The sequence below is a fragment of the Cohnella rhizosphaerae genome (assembly GCF_029525575.1).
GTDB classification, from domain to species: Bacteria; Bacillota; Bacilli; order Paenibacillales; family Paenibacillaceae; genus Cohnella; species Cohnella rhizosphaerae.
In genome coordinates, this window is sequence record NZ_JAPDIA010000003.1 from 1,085,270 (window position 1) to 1,101,408 (window position 16,139).

General features: G+C 58.2%; 21 protein-coding genes and 2 pseudogenes. 19 read left to right on the forward strand and 4 right to left on the reverse strand.

Features of this window, described 5'->3' with window-relative positions:
• The first annotated feature begins 285 nt into the window (after nucleotides 1-285).
• From OMP40_RS10580 to OMP40_RS10660, 18 genes are all read left to right on the forward strand, one after another.
• Nucleotides 286-1,029, forward strand: a complete 744-nt coding sequence (locus tag OMP40_RS10580; RefSeq protein WP_277531210.1) for a hypothetical protein — start codon at nucleotides 286-288, stop codon at nucleotides 1,027-1,029.
• 82 nt (nucleotides 1,030-1,111) lie between these two features.
• On the forward strand, nucleotides 1,112-1,432 hold the full coding sequence (locus OMP40_RS10585) for a hypothetical protein (protein WP_277531211.1): 321 nt from the start codon (nucleotides 1,112-1,114) through the stop codon (nucleotides 1,430-1,432).
• 33 nt (nucleotides 1,433-1,465) lie between these two features.
• On the forward strand, nucleotides 1,466-2,056 hold the full coding sequence (locus tag OMP40_RS10590; RefSeq protein WP_277531212.1) for a LysM peptidoglycan-binding domain-containing protein: 591 nt from the start codon (nucleotides 1,466-1,468) through the stop codon (nucleotides 2,054-2,056).
• Nucleotides 2,053-2,994: an XkdQ/YqbQ family protein gene (locus OMP40_RS10595; protein ID WP_338131094.1), complete on the forward strand. Its 942-nt coding sequence runs from the start codon at nucleotides 2,053-2,055 to the stop codon at nucleotides 2,992-2,994. The genes OMP40_RS10590 and OMP40_RS10595 overlap by 4 nt, the downstream gene beginning before the upstream one ends.
• A 23-nt stretch (nucleotides 2,995-3,017) precedes the next feature.
• Nucleotides 3,018-3,281, forward strand: coding sequence for a hypothetical protein (locus tag OMP40_RS10600; protein WP_420871917.1), 264 nt, complete (start codon nucleotides 3,018-3,020; stop codon nucleotides 3,279-3,281).
• The gene (locus tag OMP40_RS10605) at nucleotides 3,274-3,732 is read left to right on the forward strand and encodes a DUF2634 domain-containing protein (RefSeq protein WP_420871918.1); all 459 of its coding nucleotides are present in this window, start codon (nucleotides 3,274-3,276) and stop codon (nucleotides 3,730-3,732) included. Before OMP40_RS10600 ends, OMP40_RS10605 begins: the two co-directional genes overlap by 8 nt.
• Entirely contained in the window at nucleotides 3,732-4,856 is a 1,125-nt protein-coding gene (locus OMP40_RS10610; RefSeq protein WP_277533101.1) for a baseplate J/gp47 family protein, read from the forward strand. The genes OMP40_RS10605 and OMP40_RS10610 overlap by 1 nt, the downstream gene beginning before the upstream one ends.
• A complete protein-coding gene (locus OMP40_RS10615) occupies nucleotides 4,841-5,254 on the forward strand; it encodes a putative phage tail protein (RefSeq protein WP_338131095.1) in 414 nt (137 codons plus the stop codon). Before OMP40_RS10610 ends, OMP40_RS10615 begins: the two co-directional genes overlap by 16 nt.
• A gap of 22 nt (nucleotides 5,255-5,276) precedes the next feature.
• Nucleotides 5,277-5,414, forward strand: coding sequence for a hypothetical protein (locus OMP40_RS40000; protein WP_338131096.1), 138 nt, complete (start codon nucleotides 5,277-5,279; stop codon nucleotides 5,412-5,414).
• Between the two features lie 20 nt (nucleotides 5,415-5,434).
• A complete protein-coding gene (locus OMP40_RS10620; RefSeq protein ID WP_277531213.1) occupies nucleotides 5,435-6,082 on the forward strand; it encodes a hypothetical protein in 648 nt (215 codons plus the stop codon).
• Nucleotides 6,083-6,763: 681 nt separating this feature from the next.
• Nucleotides 6,764-8,083, forward strand: a complete 1,320-nt coding sequence (locus OMP40_RS10625) for a hypothetical protein (protein WP_277531214.1) — start codon at nucleotides 6,764-6,766, stop codon at nucleotides 8,081-8,083.
• Nucleotides 8,058-8,921, forward strand: coding sequence for a hypothetical protein (locus tag OMP40_RS10630; protein ID WP_277531215.1), 864 nt, complete (start codon nucleotides 8,058-8,060; stop codon nucleotides 8,919-8,921). Before OMP40_RS10625 ends, OMP40_RS10630 begins: the two co-directional genes overlap by 26 nt.
• 100 nt (nucleotides 8,922-9,021) lie before the next feature.
• Nucleotides 9,022-9,462, forward strand: a complete 441-nt coding sequence (locus OMP40_RS10635; protein WP_277531216.1) for a hypothetical protein — start codon at nucleotides 9,022-9,024, stop codon at nucleotides 9,460-9,462.
• Between the two features lies 1 nt (nucleotide 9,463).
• A complete protein-coding gene (locus tag OMP40_RS10640) occupies nucleotides 9,464-9,571 on the forward strand; it encodes a CD1375 family protein (RefSeq protein WP_277531217.1) in 108 nt (35 codons plus the stop codon).
• A gap of 84 nt (nucleotides 9,572-9,655) precedes the next feature.
• Nucleotides 9,656-10,147 carry a phage holin family protein gene (locus tag OMP40_RS10645; protein ID WP_277531218.1) on the forward strand — a complete coding sequence of 164 codons (492 nt, stop codon included), beginning with the start codon at nucleotides 9,656-9,658 and terminating at the stop codon, nucleotides 10,145-10,147.
• Between the two features lie 116 nt (nucleotides 10,148-10,263).
• Nucleotides 10,264-11,043 (forward strand): DUF1906 domain-containing protein, encoded by a 780-nt coding sequence (locus OMP40_RS10650; RefSeq protein ID WP_277531219.1) that lies wholly within the window; start codon nucleotides 10,264-10,266, stop codon nucleotides 11,041-11,043.
• Between the two features lie 131 nt (nucleotides 11,044-11,174).
• Nucleotides 11,175-12,194: an AI-2E family transporter gene (locus tag OMP40_RS10655; RefSeq protein WP_277531220.1), complete on the forward strand. Its 1,020-nt coding sequence runs from the start codon at nucleotides 11,175-11,177 to the stop codon at nucleotides 12,192-12,194.
• 120 nt (nucleotides 12,195-12,314) lie between these two features.
• The gene (locus tag OMP40_RS10660; protein WP_277531221.1) at nucleotides 12,315-13,259 is read left to right on the forward strand and encodes a hypothetical protein; all 945 of its coding nucleotides are present in this window, start codon (nucleotides 12,315-12,317) and stop codon (nucleotides 13,257-13,259) included.
• A 456-nt stretch (nucleotides 13,260-13,715) separates the two neighbouring features.
• Here OMP40_RS10660 and OMP40_RS10665 read toward each other — a convergent pair whose 3' ends face one another.
• The 4 genes and pseudogenes from OMP40_RS10665 to OMP40_RS10680 form a co-directional block, all read right to left on the reverse strand.
• Nucleotides 13,716-13,877: a hypothetical protein gene (locus OMP40_RS10665; protein ID WP_277533251.1), complete on the reverse strand. Its 162-nt coding sequence runs from the start codon at nucleotides 13,875-13,877 to the stop codon at nucleotides 13,716-13,718.
• Nucleotides 13,878-13,899: 22 nt separating this feature from the next.
• Nucleotides 13,900-14,484 (reverse strand): NUDIX hydrolase, encoded by a 585-nt coding sequence (locus OMP40_RS10670; RefSeq protein WP_338131097.1) that lies wholly within the window; start codon nucleotides 14,482-14,484, stop codon nucleotides 13,900-13,902.
• Nucleotides 14,481-14,973 (reverse strand): annotated as a pseudogene (gene mscL, locus OMP40_RS10675) (large conductance mechanosensitive channel protein MscL). The gene OMP40_RS10670 and the pseudogene mscL overlap by 4 nt, the downstream one beginning before the upstream one ends.
• Nucleotides 14,974-15,052: 79 nt before the next feature.
• Nucleotides 15,053-15,670 (reverse strand): hypothetical protein, encoded by a 618-nt coding sequence (locus OMP40_RS10680; RefSeq protein ID WP_277531222.1) that lies wholly within the window; start codon nucleotides 15,668-15,670, stop codon nucleotides 15,053-15,055.
• Nucleotides 15,671-15,811: 141 nt separating this feature from the next.
• On the opposite strand from OMP40_RS10680, the pseudogene OMP40_RS41450 reads away from it, so the two are divergent.
• A pseudogene (locus tag OMP40_RS41450) lies at nucleotides 15,812-16,114 on the forward strand (PAS domain S-box protein); the annotation flags it as partial.
• Nucleotides 16,115-16,139 lie beyond the last annotated feature (25 nt).

The following is a 16,139-nucleotide window of genomic DNA, read 5'->3' on the forward strand; positions in this document are numbered from 1 at the left end:
CAGACAATGAAGTTAACTGGGCTCAATCAGCTGTGGATTTAGTGTCAAATATTATCAGCGGAACAATCGGGGGGATATTTCGGTAATCTTCTTGGAGAATCACGGAAAACACGCAAAGGATCTGGTCCGACTTCAGGGAACAACAAGCAGCAGAAAGGAATCATTTTAGATTCACAAGAACGACCTTTTCCAAGCACCCGAAAATCTTTCACAACCAGATTCAAAGATCTTGGCAAAAACACCGTTGAATTCGGCAAAAAAATCTTCAATAAATCCAAGAATTGGATGGGCGGCGGGCCTGGCAACGGAATTGTTCCTTCAAACGGTACCCCGTTAAATTCAGTTCCGGAGAGACGTTCCTTACCGACCAGTGAAAAGGGACGAGGTTTCTCCTCATCCAAGCGCGGTTTTACAGGAACAATCAACCAGGGAAACTTATCTAAAGCCATTAACAATCCGGTTCCGAAGCTGGTAGAGTCCAAGCTATTAAAGACAGCTGGCAAGTGGATTAAACCGCTCGGTTATATCGCTACGGCTACCTCAATCGCTACCGCCAAGCCGGGCGAAGAACGCAATAAGCAAATACGCGGAGCCGTCGGCAACGCTGCCGGAACAGCGATCGGCGCGACGCTTGGCTCGATCGTGCCGGGGGCGGGAACATTGGTGGGCGGCCTAGTCGGCGGTTACGTCGGTGAGAAGCTTGCCGAAGGCAAAGTGGGAAAAGCCGTGCAGGGATGGATTTCCGGCGGCTCCAAGTGGGTTCGCGGACTTGGTAAGAGGAGGTCCAAGAAAGAGAAGACGCCAGATGAACTGTCGGTTGCCTCCAACCTGAATACCGTTCAAGCAAACGTGTCTGCCAATGAAGAGCAGTCAAAGATGTCCGGATTTTCGACGGCAAACGCATCGCAAGGCTTAAAAGCTAGCCCCCCTCCGCGGAGTCGCAAACATCTTTCAACCGGATCGATTAATGCCGGCGACGATGTTGGCAGGGGTCAACGCTCCTGGAACTTCATTCGCCGCAGCACCTAAAGCACAAACAGGTATCATCGCAGGCATTGGAACCCGAGCAGCGCTCGGACGGCTTGGGGGTGGCGCAATCGGACAAAGCGGCTTGCTCGGCGGACTATTGCCGATCGTGGAATGGTTCAAGTCGAGACTGAGCGCGCCAGGCGTACCTGCCGTTGTCGGCGCTTCTTCTGCTTTGCCGTTTAACCCGGGGAACGCTCAGAAATTGTCTCTGACTCCTACAGTGCAGCCGAATTCTCCCCGTCAACCTGCCAACCCGCCTGCTCCAACCATCAACATCAACATCCCGGCAGGCGCCGTTCAACTGACGGTCAAGGAGACCGACATCGACTACAGTGCGATCACGGCGCAGGTTAGCGCCCGACTGACGGCCTCGATCCGGCAGACGCTGGAGAACAGGCCTTAATATATAACACCGCGCGGCGGAAGGAGGAGAAGCGTGGAATTTTATCTGAAAGACGCGTCCGGCAAAAACAGTTTCCTTTTCCCCGTCAATCCGGAAGAGGTCTCGATTCGGCGCGAAAAGCAGCTCGAAACCGTCAACATTCTCTCGCTCGGCGAGGTGGATATGGCGCAGGAGGAGAAGCTGAAGGAGATTTCGTTCTCCTCCTTCTTCCCTGCGGACAAAGATCCGATCGGCTCGATGAACCTGCTCACGAGCTACATGGTCAGCAAGCAGCCGGTGCGTCTTCTTATCACGGAGGCCGGCATTAACATACTCGGCTACATCTCTTCCCACTCGACCAGTCTGCGGGGCGGCGAGCCGGGCGACATCTATTTTGATATCGCAATTCGCACTTGGCGGGAGCCGAAGGTCCGCACGACGGCGGCATCTGGCGCGACTGTCCGCACGGACTTGAAGCCGGTCCCGAAGACGTACGCGGTTCGCCAAGGCGACACGCTCTACGCCATTGCCAAGCGAGAACTCGGCAGCAGCGCAAGATGGAGCGAGATTTACGCGAAAAACAAAGCGCTGATCGGCAGCGACCCGGGCCTAATCCGTCCTGGGCAAAAGCTGGTGATGCCTTGAGCTACGAGGTGGTTTTGGATGGGAAATATTATTTGGGCGACCTGGCGGAAGAGATCACGCTGGAAGATTCGCTGGAGGAGATCGCTTACCGGGCGAATATTCGCCTGACGGTCCGACCAGGGCTGCCGGCGATCGCGCCCGGTCAGGAGATTCGCATTTCCGGCGTGCCCCACGGTTCGACTGGAATGGCTTATTTGCTTCACCCGGCACTTGTGTGGGAATGCGAGAGCGAGCGATCGGCGGGCAGCGGCAAGCATCTGAACGTCACGGCGTACGACCGGACGCTGTATCTGTCCAAGTCCGAGGACGAGCGGCTGATGCCAGACGGCCAGACGGCGGCGGAGCGGCTCGCTTCTTATGCTTCAGGCTGGAACATTCCGCTCGCGGCGTTGCCGGACACCGGCATCAAGTTGAAGCGCAGCGTGAAGCGTAGCCAATCGATTTTCAGCATGATTCTGGAAGACTTGAAGGAGACGGCGAGCAAGGGCGGAGAGCTGTACCGGCCGCGCATGACGCCAAACGGACTGACGCTCGTGAAGCTGGGTGGCAATGACAAGGTCTGGCAGTTGGAGTCGCTGGAGTCGGTTAGTCAAAAACGGACGCTCGAGGGGGGCCGTCACGCAGGTGAAGGTGCTCGGCAGCGAGGGAAGCGAGACGAAGCTGTCTCCGGTGCTGGCGATCGTCAAAGGCGAGATCGAGAAATACGGCACGCTGCAAAAGGTGCTGCAGGACTGCGCCATCGAGACGCCCGCCCAGGCGCGCAAGGCGGCGGAGCCGCTGCTGCTGGGCTTGCAGGAAACGATGTCGGTAACCGCGCTCGATATCAATCTGATCCGAGCCGGAGATTTGGTCGAGCTGGACGGGCAGCGCCTGTTCGTGACATCCGTCCGGCACCAGCTGGGCGAGCCTGGACATATGCAGTTGGAGCTGGCTCGTGAAGCCAAGGTGAGGAGGGATTACTGTGGCTGATCCTTACAAACAGCTGGCCGCCGCGCTGGAGAGCCGTATGAACCGGGTGGCGGCCAAGCAAGTCGCGGGGGTGCCCGCGGAGCTGGGGACGATGACGGGAGCCGGCTTGAAGCTGGATTCCTTTAAATATGAAATGCCGGATTATTTGCAAGCGGAGGGTTTGATGCTGGCGCCGGGAGATCGCGTGCTCGCGATCCCGGTTGCGGGCGGCAGTCAGGCCGTCGTCGTATGCAAGGTGGTGAGCGCTGGTGGCTGATTTGTTTCCTTTGACGCCGGTCGCTGCGGAAGTGATTCCGGACGAGACGCAGGCATCGGGCGCGTCGTTCGGCCGGAGCTGGAAGTTTGATTTTGAAGCGGGTGAATTCGTACTGACGCCCACGGGGAAAATCGCGGGCGCTGCCGCAGACGCCGAGGCATGGCTCGAATGGTGCCGCAAAGCGCTTGCGACCGAGCGGTACCGTCATCTCGTGTATTCGCGGCTGTACGGGCATGAGTTCGAGTCGCTCATCGGGCTCGGCCTCTCGCGTGCCGCTGTCGAGAGCGAAATCGCGCGCATCGCTTCGGAGACGCTGCTGGCCGATCCCCGAACGGCGCGTGTCGGGGGATTTGTATTTTCATGGCAAGGGGAAGCCTGCAGCTTCGTCTGCTCGGTGACCAGCGTGCGGGACGAAGCGGGAACGATTGAAGGAAGCGTGGTGAGCTTGTGATGACGGCTTTGCCGGATTATTTGACGGAGCAAAAGGAAGAGGGCATTCTGGCGCGCATGCTGAGCCGGATTCCGGCGGATGTAGACAAGGCCGAAGGCTCTTATATATGGGACGCGCTTGCGCCTGCGGCGTACGAGTTGTTCCTGTCGGCGGGCTGGGCGCAGGAGGTGCTTCGGCGCGGGTTCGCGACGACGGCATTCGGCGCCTATCTGGAACTCAGATGCGGCGAGCATGGCGTAGAGCGGCGTCCGGCGGAGAAGGCGACGGGGAAGGTGACGTTCGCGGGCACGTTGGGCGTCGTCGTGCCTGCGGGCACCCGCGTGGCGACGGCGGCGGATGCCGTCACTTCGACGCCGTCCGTGGAATTCGAGACGGTTGAGGCGGTTACGATCGGCGGCCTGGGACTGGTGGAAGCGGGCGTGGTAGCGTTCGAGGCAGGTGTCTTGGGCAACATCGCGGCCGGGTCGATCGCGGTGCTGGTCGAGCCGGTGCCTGGCGTGACGGGCATCGCGAACGCCGCGGCGTTCGGCGGAGGCGCCGAGACCGAGAGCGATGCGTCGCTGCTGGAGCGCTACCTGCTCAAGGTGCGCAATCCGGGCACGAGCGGCAACCGGTCCGACTATCTGCAATGGGCGCTAGAGACGGACGGCGTCGGCGGCGCGCAGGTTCAGCCGTTATGGAATGGGCCGGGCACGGTGAAGGTGTTTGTGCTGAACCAGGAGAAGCGCGCGGCTTCAGCGGCGATCGTAGCGTCCGTGCAAGCGGTAATCGCGCCGGGGACGTCGGGCACGGGAGCGGGCAAGGCGCCGATCGGCGCGAACGTCGTCGTGGCCGCGCCTGCTGAAGTGCCGATTGCCATCGGCGTGAAATTGACCCTTCGTACCGGCTGGACGTTGGCGCAGGCCGTCTCGGGAATTCAGGCGATCATGACCGATTACCTGAAGTCGTTGGCCTTTGCCGATGCCGTCATTCGTTATTCGAAAGTGAACAGCTTGCTGCTCGACGTCCCGGCTGTTGAAGACTTGGCGAATCTGACGATAAACGGGGGGCACGTCCAACGTGACGGTCGGGATCGGTCAGGTCGCGGTGCCGGGGGCGGTGAACGCCAGTGTCTGAGGCGGTGACGATGACGAGCGTGCGGGGACAGGGGATGCTCGGCTATTTGCCGGGCTACTACGCTTCTTCGCGCGTCATGTGCTCGCTCATGGCGTCGGAAGGAACGGAGCTGGACCTGCTACAGCGGGCGCTGGACGAAACGCTGGCGCAATTTTTCGTAGATACGGCAACATGGGGTCTGGATCGCTGGGAGAGCGACCTTGGCATCGCGACGGATCCTATGAAACCGCTGGATCAGCGGCGCAGCCTGGTTAAATCCAAGCTTCGCGGCACCGGCACGGTGACGGTCGCGCTGATGCGCAGCGTGGCGGAATCGTTCGACAACGGCGCGATCGAGGTCACGCAGCAAGCCGTCGCTTTACACAGTGACGATTCGCTTCGTCGATACGGTCGGATTGCCGCCTAACCTTGACGATATTAAAGACGCTTTGAACGCCATCGTGCCTGCGCATCTGGCCGTGTCTTATTCGTTTAGATACTTGACCGTTAACGAGGTTAACGGGCTGACGATCAATCAAATGCAAAGCCATCCGCTGACGGACTTCGCGCCGTTTTTGGATGCATAGGGAAGGGAGCGGCTTACCGCATGGCTATTTTCACGAGCATTCTGAACCTGCTCAAGAAGAACCCGGCAACGGACGGCGCGGATACGTTCAATATCCAAACGATGCTGAACGACAACTGGGACAAGATTGATGCGGCCATGGCGTTGAAAGGTGTCGACGGAGATGTGCGCGTCGCGACGACGGCGAATATCACGCTGTCAGGGCTGCAGACGGTAGACGGCGTCGTACTAGCGGCCGGCGATAGGGTGCTCGTCAAGAATCAGACGACGGGAAGTCAGAACGGCATATACGTCGCCGCATCCGGGGCTTGGACGCGCGCGACGGATGCGGACAGCTCGGCCAAGGTTGCGGCGGGCATCAGCGTGTATGTTCGAGCTGGGACCGTCAACGTCGGCAAGACTTTTATCATGAGCAACTCATCCGCTGTGATATTGGGAACGACGGCAATCACGTTTGCTGAGCAAACTGCTGGATATCTGGATCAGTCCGTTAAGACAACGGCCAGCCCGACGTTCGTTAACGGGGCTTTTACGGGCGAAGTCAATGCTCCGACCTTCCGTTCCTCGAATCCTAACAATACTTCGGCCAATATTGCCCTCTCCTGGTTATCAGACATACCGCGTATTAGGATCGGGGGGATCGGGAGCAGGTACAGCGAACGGGTTTGAAATTCAAGGCGCCAGCGACGCGAAAATTTTCCGGATTGGCTCAAATGGTCAGGTAGTAAACTATGCCGCCCAAGGTGTCGCCCCGTTTAACGTGACATCTACGACGGTTAACGCGAATTTTAACGCCGACACGGTAGACGGAAAGCACGCCGCAGACCTCATGCAAAAGGGCGGCGTTCAGGCGAACACGGTAGACCTGAATACACTTACGGCCCCGGGGGTATATAGGCTGTCGGGTAGTAATCCGAATATGCCAACGTCCCTAGCCTATGGGCAGCTTTTAGTCATGTATGGCGGCGGGGATACGGTCGCACAATTTGGCGTTTCGTACAGCAACAACGACGTTTACGTACGTTCGGGCAACCCTTCGGACGTCGGCGGGACGGGGACATGGGGCATCTGGCGCAAGGTTTGGAACGAGGGCAACGATGGCACGGGGGAGCGGCTTGGACGCCGACACGGTGGACGGGTTCCATCTGGATCAAGACGTGCGGTCAACAGCAGGCCCGACCTTTTCCCTTGTTCGTGCGGGTAGTTCGACTAGCGGTTTTGTCCGGCTTGTTGTGGGAGGATCGGGCTCGTACGTGCAAGCGGTAAACCCGGCAAACGACGGCAGTCAAACGCTATGGCTTACAGGCAAAGACGGAGTCGCGACGACAGTCAGGACGGCAAACAACACGCTTGACGACGGCTCGGGGGGGCGCGACGTTCAAAAATGCCGTTATCGATCGAGGTGCAACAAACACCTACGCCCTGAAACTGATCTCCAGCAGCGGCGGCTGGGGATCGGGCATGCATTTCGAAAATACGCAGGCGACGGGCAGGACATACGGCATGTATTCGGGGGCCGACGGGAATTTTCATATGGGGACGACGAGTGCTGACATACTCATGCTTAAAAGCGATCTAAGCGCGTCCTTTGCGGGATCCCTCACGGTCGCAGGGTCTTCCGGCAACTTCGGCGTATCGGCAGCTGGTAACTCTCTAACGTTTTCTCGCGGAGACGCTAACTATGTTTCGGCGACGACAGCGGCCGGTTACCTTAACTTCATCGTCAACGGCCAATCAAACAGCGACGCGAACGCAGCACTTCGCCTTGCCGCCGACTACAGCGCGAACTTTCGGGGCAAGGTCGTCGCGCCGATCGTCACGGATGGGAATTCCTTTAAAAAGCTGGTCGGTAACGTCGTATTCGCCGCTAGCATCGCGAACCAAAAGGCCGACCTATACTTCCCGGCCTCCGCAGCGCTTTCCGGGTACCTTGACGTTACGATAACTGGCGGATGGAACGCCGTAAACGGAACCGGACGCTTGACGAAGCGCCTGGCATTTACCGTATCGGGCAGTGGCACCGTTAGCGCGCAAGAAACCCGGTACACCGAAGCGATAGGCGGCATCAAAAGTCAGATCGCGATCAGTGACCTATCATGGGATTCCGCAAACAGCCGGTGGCGCGCACAGATTGCCAAGATCGGCACCAGCACGGGCGCGGAAACGTTCACCTTAATTATCGAAGGCGCCTCGCAGAACGGGAACAACGCCCCGAACATGATGGCTGCCGCGCTTGGCGCTGCCTATACGACCGACACGACCGTACTCCCAGCGCCGAAGGTCACGTTGCCCGACCTGGCCGCGAGCATGGTCGCGAAACCCATGTCGGTCACCGAGTTCAACGTAACCAGCGCATCCTTGGCGCAATTCCTGACGGCGTCAAGTGTACCTGCCGGGAATTACAACGCTATGATTTATCTTCGGGTAACGGCGGCGACTACCGTTTCGGTATCCGTGAATTACGCAGACGCAACAGGAGCGCAGTCAACAGTCGTTGTTAGCGCGCAGGCGTTCACGGTGGGAAGCTATTCGCTGCTGCCCGTGTTTTTTAACGCGAATGCGAATTCGAATATCATTCTTCTGGCGTCGTCGTCCGTCTCCGGGGCCGTAAAAAGTATCTGCGTCTATTTTGGGGGTGTAACCGATGGGGCAAATATTTATATCTGGTGACGCGCAGCCGTCCGACGTTGCTGCACCGAAGAAGTTCAGCGCGGGTACGAATTACCAAGCCGCGGGTACGCTGCCTGACCGTCGCGGTTATCCAGCGGTAGGCCAATATGTGAGCGCCGTATCGGCAATGTCAGATTCGGGTGGCAATATCGTTATGGAGCCGCCTTTAGGAATCTATGGGCCGGGTAAAAATGCGGGTAACTTCGGTACATTAATAGCCAACGACCCGAACTTCGTGCCGGCGAATTGGCCAAGCAATAAAACGATGTTCGGTACGCCGGGTACGATGCCGTCTTACCCGCTGGGGACCAACATCACGAATGTCTGGGCCGACGGGCTAGGTAATATTTCCTTCGGCTTTCCTGTCGGCGCTTATTTACAAGGCGGGGGCTTTGGAAATCCCGGAACGACAGAAGTTCATAATTTTGACCCTAATCATAAAGCGTCCAATATTCTATCAGGTGTCACGATATTAGGCGTAAACGGAACGGCGATTGCAGGTCGACCGTGGGCGAGCGGAACTTCTACCTCGCTTTCCTCACAATGGCAGGCGTATTACCCAGACAATTCATCGTATTATATGGGATACAGAGTACAAGGAAGTAGTTTTAGTTTTAATCCGTCCGTAGTCGTTATTTCTGGGGATAACGATTATTGTGTGTTTTTTACCGGCGGCTTTAAGATAGGACAAAGTACCTCGATGGTCGTTCATGGATATCACTTCGGACAAAGCTGGTTAGCCCAGGTGGACCACGTTTTTGTTGCTGTACGTCCGGGATTTTTCGGATTACCTGTAAAGTACCCGTCCACAACTTACAATTGGTTCGCTGTAGCCTAAAAGGAGGGGACAAATATGGATATAGGCAGAAAGATTTACTACGACAAGCAAACTGGGCGTGTTCTAGCAGACACGGGGGGAATGCTGGGGCGATTACACCGTGGAAACTACGCAGGAACAGGACTTCGAAAACTACCGAGAGTTATCTGAACGTGTACCAGAGACGGTCGGTGTGCTGCGGCTGGAGTTCAAGCAGTTTGCCGAGGACTTCGCAGCCATGAACGGTTACCGCGTAGACGTCAGCGGCGATGAGCCGCAGCTGCTTTTTTCGTATCCCGATCCAGAAAACCCGGAGGATCCGCCATTTTACCAGGCGCCGCTGTCGGTGCAGGTCGCCGCGCTGCAAGCGGAAAGCGTGCAAACCATGCTCGCCGTCGCCGAGGTATACGAGACGGCCACGGCCGCCGACGCCGCCCGCGAGGAAGAGGCCGTCAACACGATGCTCGGGCTCGCGGAGGCATATGACGTTATTATGCAGCAGCAGGCAGTCATAGACGACCTGACGGCCCGTGTCGCTGCGCTCGAAGGAGGTGAGAGCTGATATGGCCCAAGTTTATGCGAACCTGATCCGCCGGGCTCTGAAGACGATCGACGACGTACCGGAAGGTAAGCGCGCTGAGGTTCAAGCCATCCTTGATACCGAGGATTAAGTGGCGGATGGATCGGCATTGATTGGATTAGTAAAATAAATACCTATATCAAGGCACCGGAAAGCAAACGGTGTCTTTCCTATTTTGGAGGGGGTCGACCTGCTACAACTGAAACTACTACTATCCAACGCCTGGTATGCGGCCGCGGCCGGCGGCAAGGAGGCATTCGCGGGCGGAATGGGGGCGGCGATCGGCATGCTTCTTACTACGATCCTCGGTGGCTGGGACAAAGCACTGGAAGTGCTATTCACGCTCATTGTCCTTGATTACGTCAGCGGCGTTGCCAGCGCGATTAAAAATCACAATTTAAACTCGGACAAGCTCTACTGGGGCGGCATTCGGAAAATCATCGTGCTGGCTGTCGTCGCGCTTGCGGCACAGCTTGACGACTGGTTGCAACCCGGGGTGCCCATGTTCCGGACGGCCGCGATCTATTTTTACGTTGGAAGAGAAGGTCTCAGCCTGGTTGAGAACTTTGGCGCGCTCGGCGTCTCTCTTCCTGGCGTCATCACCAAGCGTCTAGAACAGTTTAACCAAAAGGAAGATGAAGCGGCAGTTAAGCCGGACACGAAATAATCGTTCGGACGAGCGCCGTGACCCCAACGCTTGTCCCCGAATAAAATACAACAAGCACCACATCAGCCATATAGCCCTCATAGTCTTTTAGCATATCAAAGAAAGGAGCCACCCCCATGGCCAAAGGCATCGACAAAGCCGCACCTGTCACGGCCGCGCAGGCCAAGACGCTGGCGTCCGCCGGCTATACCTTCGCCGCGCGCTATCTGGTGCCGCCGGCATACGGCTGGAAGCGGATGACCGCGGACGAGGCGAAGCTGATTACGGCGGCGGGCATGCAGATCGTCTCGGTGTTCGAGACGACGGCGAGCCGCGCGGCGAGCGGGGCGGACGCGGGGCGCAACGACGGGGCCGCCGCTTACGCGGAGGCGCTCGCCGTCGGGCAGCCGAAAGGCAGCGCGATCTACTTCGCGGTGGATTACGACGCGCAGCCGAAGGACTTCGACGCCATCGAAGCTTACCTGAAGGCCGCGGCCAAGCAGGTCGCGGGCTACGATACGGGCGTCTATGGCTCTTACGCGGTCGTCGAGGAGATGGCGAAGCGCCGCGCGTGCTCGCATTTTTGGCAGACGTACGCTTGGAGCAGGGGCAAACGCAGCGACAAAGCGAACATTTTCCAATATAAGATCGACACGAAGGTCTCGGGCATCCCGCTGGACCTGAACGAGTCCTACGGCAACGAAGGCTGGTGGGACACGAATGCGAGCGCCAACCCCAATCCGAACCCGAATCCCAAACCAGACGAGGAGGAGAGTGCGATGAAGCCGGAAGACGCGGAGAAAATCATCAAGTTCCTGTCCGCCGCATGGTTCGCGGCGACGACGAAGGCGGACAAGGCGGAGTTCAATCGCCTGGCCAACGAGGTTCGCAAAGCGGCGGGCATGCCGACCGAGTAAGAAGGAGTTTCCCGCCGGCCGACGAAGGTTATATCTTATTATAACTTTCCGAAGGTCGGTGGGCTGCATGCCTCAAGGCAAGTACTTCAGGATCGGCTACGGCATCATTGTCGTGCTGGTGATCATCTTTTTTGGCTTCCAAGGTCAGGTTCATCTTCAACCCGCTGGTGACGGTACTCGAGGTGCTGCTCCTGCCGATGCTATTGTCCGCGATCATGTACTATTTGCTGCGGCCCGTCGTCGGCGTACTGGAAAAAAGGGGCATCAACAAGTCTACCTCGATTGCGATCGTTTATTTGGCGCTGGCTGCGTTGTTCACGTTTTTTATCATGCTGGTCGGCCCGATCATCCGCGATCAAATCGACAGTCTTATCGACAGCGTGCCGCAGCTCGTACAGCTCGCGCAGGATCAAGTGAACAAGCTGCAAGAGTACGAATGGGCGACCAAGTACTTGAACGATCCGAAGTTCGACCTGACGTCCCGCATTCCGGATTTGGTGAACGGCGTCATTTCCAACACGGGCAATGCCTTCAACAAGATCATGGGCTGGATCTCGCAGTTCGTGCTGCTGCTCTCGACGGTTCCGTTTATCGCCTACTATATGCTCAAGACGGGCTCTAAGGTACCGGACTATGTCGTAAAGATCGTGCCCGACAGGCACGACGACCAAGCCAAGTCGATCATGCTGGAAATGGACAGGGCGCTCAGCGCATACATACAAGGCAAAATTCTGGTAAGCATCTGCCTCGGGATCATGATGCTGACCGGCTACCTCATCATCGGACTCAAATACGCGCTGCTGCTGGCGATCGTGTTTACGTTTCTCAACGTCATCCCTTACGTCGGCGTGCTCATCGGTTCGGTGCCGAGCGTCATCGTCGCGTTCATCGATTCGCCGTGGAAGGTCGTCTGGACGATCGTCGTCATCCTCATCGCGCAGCAGATCGAAGACCGGCTGCTCTCGCCGCAGATCATGGGCAAAAAGCTCGATATCCATCCGCTCACCATCATCATCGTGCTGCTCATCGTGGGGAGTCTGTTCGGATTGCTGGGCATGTTCCTGGCCGTGCCGGGCTATGCGGTTCTCAAGGTCATCGTGACGCATCTCTACCAGATTTATCGCCTACGAAAAATCGAAATTATCGAATGAGCCGGCTTCGTCTCGCTCCCCCCGCATTCACCTTTTGTCCGGTCTCTTGCATACAATGACCGCAAACAAGGCGAATGCCCTGCGCCTTTTCGGCTGCAGGCATGGGGAGGCTAGGCGGGAATGCCGACGATAGCGAACTTTCCGCAGGATCTGCTGGAAGAACATATGAACTGGCACCACGCGCATCATGTGGACGATCCGTCGCAACTGCGTCCGGGATACGGAGCGGAATTTCTTCAGTTCCACCGCGGATTTATCCGCAGGGCGCTCGATTGGTACGGCCGGCAGCACTACGATATGTCCTTGGTTGCGCCCTGGCAGCGCGTGCCCGAAGAGATACGACGGGCGCCGTGTTACGATCGGTCCGCGGAGGCGAGGATCGTCATGCAGCCGCAGTCGTTTCGGACGGCCGACGAGCTGGGACTGTTCATCGAAGGCTCGGGTCTGCACGGCTGCATCCATGAGACGGCGGCGGATTTGTACGGGGAGCCCGACATCAACGACTTCGACGTCGCTCCGCGCAACACGGTGTTCTACAACATTCACGGCATGATCGACGGATGGTACCGCAACTGGGAAGCGGCGGGGCGCGTCAATCAGGGCATGCTGGAATGGGGGGGGCCGGTTCGCGACGGATGCGGACGTGCGGGCGGATGCGGACGAGACGGCGGAGCTGCTCCGGTACGTGCCGGAGAGCGGTCGCTGGTGGCTGGGGCGCGTTACGGAAGGAACCTTGGCCAACGCGACCCATTCGCTCCTCCATGTGAACTGGCTGCTTATCGGCGAAGGCGGCGTGCAGGGCGCGAAGCCGGACGTACGTTTCCTGCGCGTGTGGGATACGGATGGAGACGGACGAAGCGAGGTGCTGTATTACAGCTTGCCCGACGGGAAGTGGCGGGAAGGCAAGCTGAGTGCCGGCAAGCTGGTCTGGCAGGAAATAAGGCGGTCGTAAAAAAAAGCGCAGCCCCGGAACGAGTCGGTTCCGGGGCTGCGCTTTTGTGGAGAAGAGCCGGGAGAGGTCCTAACGGAACGGTCTGGTCGGGCTGTGCTGCCTGCTGGCCGTAGGAAGTCCTAGCTGGAACTTTAAGCTTGGATCGCGTCGCCCCGTGGTCGGAAGAAGTCCTGATTAGGACGAACTGCTGCGACTACGCCACCCGACATCCTGAAGTAGTCTCAGTTAGGACGAACTGCTGCGACTACGCCACCCGACATTCTGCAGTAGTCCCAATTAAGACTAACTGCTTCAACTGCGCCACCTGACGGCCCGAAGAAGTACCCGCTAGAACGAATAGGCTTCATCGCGCTGCCCGATAGCCGGAAGAAGTCCTGATTAGGAAGAACTGCTGTGATTGCGTCACCCAACATCCTGAAGTAGTCCCGATTAGGACGAACTGCTGCGACTACGCCACCCGACATCCTGAAGTAGGCCCAATTAAGACTAACTACTTCGACTACGCCGCTTAACTGTCTGCTTCCCAGAGCAACAACCGGGCGCGCCATTCCCGTCCCTGTCATTCCCCGCTACGCCAGCTGAATCAGCGCTTCGATTACGCGGATGTAATAAGCCGTGTCCCGCGCAACGAAGTCTGCCATCCTCACCGCGACGCCGGACACGGGCACCAAATCACCGTCCGCGTCCAATTCGGCGCCATCCGCCAATACCGTCTCCTTCTCGCCGCGCATCAGCGCAAGCAGCGCCTCCGCATCAGCCTCGTACAGGCCGGCCAGCTCCTCGCGCTGAAGCCGGAACGCCGCAGGCCCCCCGGTCCGTCAAGTAGCCGTACACCTCGCTGACCTCGCGGTCGATGTACTTCACGCCCTGGGCGAAGCCCTCGTCTTCCTCCCGAAACGTGCCGAGCGGCGTCAGGTCCTCGAGCGAGACGCGAAGCCCGAGCTCTTCTTCGAGCTCCCGGACCGCATCCCGAACCGTCTCTCCGGCGGACAGGTGCCCGGCCGCCGTGATGTCGAAGCGGTCGGGATTCGTATCCTTGTCCTTATTGCGCCGCTGGAAAAGGATGCGCGCCCGGCCGTCCTCGCCGCGGCGAGCGAGCCAGCAGTGGAACGTATGATGCCACAGCCCGCGCGTATGCGCTTCCGAACGCGTCGCCGTGCCGATGGGCAGGTCTTGCTCATCGTAGATGTCGAACAGCTCCTCCGATTTCCGAGCGTCGGTGATTCCCACCTCCCCGCCGTTGCTCCCGGCTCCTCCACCGCTTATGCGGCCAGCGCGATTCACTTTTTCCGCTCCGCTCATTCGGTCGGCACCGCCCGCCTGTTCCTCTCCGTTCATGCGCGCGCCGTTGCCTCAAGCTCGGACGTGCAGTGCGCGCAGCGCACCGCCTTGATGGGCACGACGGACAGGCAGTACGGGCATTCCTTCGAGGTCGGCTCGGCCAGCGGCTCGTCCTTTTTTGCGGCCCTCCGTCAGCTTGTTGATGACCTTTACCACCATGAACACGCAGAAGGCGATGATGAGGAAGTTGATGAGGATGTTGATGAATTGCCCGTACGCGATAACCGGCGCTCCGGCGGCGCGGACCGCTTCCAGCGAACTGCCTGAGGGCAGCTCTTTTCCACTTTGGTAATCCCCGATCCGCCAGTACAAATCCTTAAAATCCACGCCCCCCAGCAGCCGCCCGATCGGCGGCATAACGATATCGTTGACGAGCGATGTCACGATTTGTCCGAACGCGCCGCCGATAATAACGCCGACCGCCAGATCGATCACGTTGCCGCGCATGGCGAACGTCTTAAACTCTCCTGCCATTTTTCTTAACATTTCATCCAAAACCTCCATTTTTTTAAGTTGGAAAAAGTAGGATTTCCTAAAAACTTGTCGAACTGTATCACCAAGGCATTCACATTCCATCTTCATTACATCTTCGACTGCGGGGGATCACACGATGTACGATTCCGAGACGTCCTGGAAGATCGGTCTTCTGCTGTTGGCGCTGATTATCAGCATAATCGCATCCTACACCATGTTCAACTTCACTGGCAATCTCCAGCGCAAAGACAATCACTTCCGCGTATTCTGGCTTTCGGGCGGAGCTTTTGTATTCGGCATCGGGATGTGGGTCAAGCAATTTCTGACGACGCTGGCATGGGACCAGACGATCGTATTCACGTGGGCGGCCGTCGTCTCGCTGCTGTTCACGATCTTTTTCAGCTCGATGGCATTCGTCATGCTCGCTTTTCAAAATACGGTCCGATTCCGTCTGGCTGCGGGGAGCTTCATTCTGGCTTTCGCCGTCGCGTTCATGAGCTACTTCGGCGAGCTGGGCGATACGGTCTCGGAGATCCGAACGGTGACGGTCTACGTCGTGCTGGGCGTTCTGTTGCTGTTCAGCGGCATCTATGCGGCGCTTCGCCTGTCGGAATGGCCCGGAGAACGGAACAAATGGCTGGCGAGCCTGACGCTCGGCATGGCGGTATTCGTCGAAAGCCAAATCTCCAAGCAGGCGATGCTTCTCCAATACCGGGACGGCGCCATGTACGCATCCGCGGACCGGCTGCAGGAGGATATTTATCGGCTGTCGATCATTATCGGCATCGGCATGCTGCTGATTCTGACGTCGACGCTGTTTACCTGGTATATCGACAAGCGCATGAATCATATGGATGAACGGTACAAGCTGCTCGTCGAGAACTCGCTGGACACGATCGCCATTTTCAAAAAGGATAGATGGGTGTTCGTGAACGAAGCGGGACTACGGATGTTCGACGCGACCGAGCCGGCGGAACTGCTGGGGTCGTCCATCTTCGAGTACCTGCTGCCCGAGGACCACGACAGGGTGCGGGAGCGCATGCACAATCTCGCCATGACCGGCAACAGCGGGCCGCTCGAGCAGGAGTGGGTCACGCTCAAAGGACGGACGCTCAATACCGAGATCGTGGAGCTGATGACGTCGATCGAGAACGAGCCGGCCCTGCAGATCATCATCC